Origin of the sequence: Mycobacterium sp. SMC-18 (assembly GCF_045310895.1) — a bacterium.
Lineage (GTDB): Bacteria > Actinomycetota > Actinomycetes > Mycobacteriales > Mycobacteriaceae > Mycobacterium.
The window spans coordinates 1-3,865 of the sequence record NZ_JBJIAL010000100.1 but is presented as its reverse complement, the minus strand read 5'-3'; the positions used below and the strand labels follow the sequence as shown (position 1 = coordinate 3,865).

The following is a 3,865-nucleotide window of genomic DNA, read 5'->3' as shown; positions in this document are numbered from 1 at the left end:
GACGACGCCAGATCGGCGGCTTGGCGTACATCAGGTCGACCCGCACCCGGAAACCCCGCACACGCTCCGGCACAGCTGTTGAGCGTCTCTGGGCGTGACGACCATGAGGCTTGGAGTCGTCGTTGATTCTGCCGATGCGGGGACGGGCTTTGGGGTGGGTTTGATCTTGGTGGTCTGCACCGTCAGTGTGACGAGGAACTGATGGGTGCACGGCGCCACCGCTGAATTCTTGGCAGATCTCTCCGGCGGCGCCGTGCGTAGTGCGAAAGGCACTGATGGTCACGGTAGAGGTCGATTCTGCGCGCGTCGAGTCACGGTTGGCCGCTGGGGAGTTGCGGTGTCCGTCGTGTGTGGGCGGGGTTCTGGCCGGGTGGGGCTATGCCCGTTCTCGTCGGGTGGTCGGGACGGCCGGGTCGGTGCGGCCGCGGCGGTCTCGATGCCGTACGTGTGCGGTGACTCATGTGTTGTTGCCGGTGACGTTGTTGCTGCGTAGGGCTTATGCCGCGGAGGTGATCTGGGAGGCGTTGGCTGCCAAGGCTGCCGGTGTGGGGCACCGCGGGATCGCGGCAAAACTCGGTGTCCCGGCGTGCACGGTGCGGGGGTGGCTGCGGGTCATCGCGGCTCGGGCCGAGGCGGTGCGGCACTGGTTCGTGACGATCGCGCTCACTGCGGGGGTGGATGTGTCGATCCCGAAGTCGACCGGCTCAGGGTGCGGGGATGTGTTGGCCGCGATCAGCACGGCGACCGAGGCGATCACTACACGGTTCGGGCCGGGGATGCTGCTCGGCGCGGTGACGGCTGCTGCGGTGGCTGTGGCTGGTAGCGGTGCTCGGCTGCTCTGTCGGGGGTGGCCACCGGCGTCGGTGGCGTGGTGATGCAACACCAGCTGCCTCTGCCGCGCGCGGTGGGAATGGTTCATCGTCGCGGGGATGGCTGCCCGGCAACGGGTTTGGGCGGCATCACTTGTTGAGGAGATGTTGGATTGACAAGCGAAGAGGCCAAGCGACGTGAACGTGCCCAGGCAGTGGGGTTGTTCCGGTATCAGTTGATCTGCCCGGCGCTCGATCCCGGACTATCGACCAAGGCTCGGGGTCGGCTGGTCCGCCAGATCGCCGCGCGGGAGCACACCGATCCGTTCGGGGCCCGGGTGCGCTACTCGCGTGACACTCTGGACCGTTGGATTCGCCGCTACCGGGCCGGCGGATTCGATGAGTTGATTCCCTCGCCCCGGTCGGTGGCCCCGCGTACCGATGCCGCGACCCTGGAGTTGGCGGCTGCACTCAAGCGGGAGAACCCGTCCCGCACCGCCGCCCAAGTCGCGCGGATCCTGCGGATCAGCGCGGGTTGGGCGCCCTCGGAATCGACGCTGCTACGCCATTTCCGCCGCTGCGAGCTGATCGGCCCGAACCTCGATGAACAGCCGGCGGTGTTCGGCCGGTTCGAAGCCGAAAACCCCAATGACCGCTGGACCGGGGACGCCCTGCACGGCCCCCGTATCGGCGGGCGCAAGACGTATCTGTTCGCTTTCATCGACGATCATTCCCGACTGCTGTGTGGGTATCGGTTCGGGTTCGCCGAAGACGCTGTGCGGCTCGGCGCTGCACTCGAGCCGGCGCTGGCCAGCCGCGGAGTCCCGGGCAGTGTCTATGTCGACAACGGCTCGGCGTTCGTGGATACCTGGCTGCTGCGGGCGTGCGCGAAACTGGGGATTCGGCTGGTGCATTCCACCCCGCACCGGCCCCAAGGACGGGGCAAGATCGAGCGGTTCTTCCGCACCGTGCGTGAGCAGTTCCTCGTCGAAATCACCGACAGTAGCGCCGAGGACCTGGCCGCGGCCGGCCTCGAGGCCCGCACCGCGCTCATCGAGCTCAACCGGTTGCTGACCGCGTGGGTAGAAACCGAGTACCACCAGCGGATTCATACCGAGACCGGGCAGTCCCCAGCCGATCGCTGGCAGCAGGGATGGTCCCGGCTGGGACGGACCCCGGCGATGCCGACCGCAGCTGATCTGACCGAGGCGTTTCTGTGGTCGGAATACCGGGTGGTGACCAAGACCGCGACAGTGTCGTTGCACGGCAACACCTTCCAGGTCGATCAAGGGTTGGTGGGACGCAAAGTGGAGTTGGTGTTCTCCCCGTTTGACCTAGAAACCGTCGAAGTGCGCTACCACGACACCAGTTACGGCAAAGCCCTGCCCCACAACATCACTCGACACGTCCATCCCAAGGCCCGGCCCGAAACTCCCGAGAATGCTGCGCCGCCGGCGACAGGGATCGACTATCTGCAGTTGACCGCGGCTATTCATCATGAGCAGATCCGCGCCGATCGGCGCATCGGCTACGACGCTCTCTTCGGCGCCCACACCCCCAAAGCCTGCGAACTACCGAGCATCACCGGCATCGACGACCAGGACGAGGCATCAGCATGAGTATCGAACGGCTGCAATCCTATTACGGCTTCACCCGGATGCCGTTCGGGCGGGGTTTGGCCCCGGCGATGCTGCACCGCCACCCCGGCCACGCCGAAGCCGTCGCCCGGATCTCCTGGTGTGTGGATCAGCACGCTATCGGAGTCATCACCGGAGAAGTCGGCGCCGGCAAGACTGTGGCGATCCGCGCCGCGACCGCCGCCCTGGATCCGGCGCGCCACGTCATCATCTACCTACCCAACCCCTCAGTCGGAGTACGCGGCATGCTGCACCACATCGTCACAGCACTGGGGCGGGTGCCCAGTTTCTACACCGCTACCCTGGCCCCGCAAGCCGCCGACGCGCTGGCCGCCGAGCACGCCGAACGCGGCCGAACCCCGGTCGTGGTCATCGATGAAGCTCACCTGCTCGACAACGCGCAAATGGAAGCCATCCGCATGCTCACCAACCACGACATGGACAGCGGGTCACCGTTCGCCGCGTTGCTGGTCGGACAACCCACCCTGCGTCAACGACTACGCCTGGGCGTGCTGGCCGCACTCGATCAACGCATCGCCGTGCGCTATGCCCTGGCCGGGATGACACCTGCCGATACCGCCGACTACATCGGCCATCACGCCAAGGTCGCCGGCCGCACCGACCCGCTGTTCTCCGACGACGCGATCACCGTGATCCACAACGCCGCACGCGGATACCCACGCGCAGTCAACAACCTCGCCCTACACGCCCTGACCGCCGCCTTCGCCGCCAAGACAGCGATCGTCGACGAGAAATCAGCTCGCATCGCCGTCACCGAAACCGGCCACGACTGAATCACTAACCACGCGACGTCACCGACCCGACGACGCCGTCACCGATCCGACCAAGGCCCTGCCCGCTCACGCGGGCAGGGCCTTCATCACTTCGACATCACCGGCAACGAGAATGACGCCATCCTTTGCACCCTCAGCGACGAGCAACAACAGCTCCCACCTCGGGTGTCGGTTCATCGAACACTCCCGCGAACAAATCCCGGCCAGCATCGGCCATCAGCTGTTGCAGCATCGACAGGTCCACACCACCCCCGGACACCGCGCTCTTCCTCTTACTCTTCCGCTTCTCCTCCGGCACACACCCAGCCAACCAGACACCCCAATCACAGGCCGACAGCAGCTGACCGTTCTACACCCTCAATCATGAAGAGCCACTTTGCGTCTGCGGCCATGTCGACGCCTCCGGCGCCAGCACCTTCTGCCCGGCAGCGTTAGTCGACCAGGCGACCTCGTGGACAGCGTCGATGACCTGGGCGTCGGTGATGGTGCGGGCCGCTACCGTCCGGCCTGGTTGCTTCCAGGACCGGTAGGTGCGCGCGGCGATCTGGCAGCCCTGCTCGTGCAGGACCCGGCAGATCGACTCGACCGCGTGCCCGGCGGCGCGTTGATCGTCGATGAACGCGGC

The 3,865-nt window shown here is 66.2% G+C and carries 3 protein-coding genes and 2 pseudogenes; 3 read left to right on the top strand and 2 right to left on the bottom strand.

Annotated elements, in window-relative coordinates:
- A pseudogene (locus tag ACJH6J_RS30135) lies at positions 1 to 283 on the bottom strand (hypothetical protein); the annotation flags it as partial.
- Between ACJH6J_RS30135 and ACJH6J_RS30130 the strand changes: the two are divergent.
- The 3 genes from ACJH6J_RS30130 to ACJH6J_RS30120 all read left to right on the top strand — a co-directional run bounded on the left by ACJH6J_RS30130 (position 276) and on the right by ACJH6J_RS30120 (position 3,240).
- A complete protein-coding gene (locus ACJH6J_RS30130) occupies positions 276 to 875 on the top strand; it encodes a hypothetical protein (protein WP_073694344.1) in 600 nt (199 codons plus the stop codon). The pseudogene ACJH6J_RS30135 and the gene ACJH6J_RS30130 overlap by 8 nt on opposite strands.
- A 107-nt stretch (positions 876 to 982) precedes the next feature.
- The gene (locus tag ACJH6J_RS30125; protein WP_073694343.1) at positions 983 to 2,428 is read left to right on the top strand and encodes a DDE-type integrase/transposase/recombinase; all 1,446 of its coding nucleotides are present in this window, start codon (positions 983 to 985) and stop codon (positions 2,426 to 2,428) included.
- On the top strand, positions 2,425 to 3,240 hold the full coding sequence (locus ACJH6J_RS30120) for an ExeA family protein (RefSeq protein WP_073694342.1): 816 nt from the start codon (positions 2,425 to 2,427) through the stop codon (positions 3,238 to 3,240). The genes ACJH6J_RS30125 and ACJH6J_RS30120 overlap by 4 nt, the downstream gene beginning before the upstream one ends.
- Positions 3,241 to 3,601: 361 nt before the next feature.
- Here the strand turns inward: ACJH6J_RS30120 and ACJH6J_RS30115 are convergent.
- A pseudogene (locus tag ACJH6J_RS30115) lies at positions 3,602 to 3,865 on the bottom strand (hypothetical protein); the annotation flags it as partial.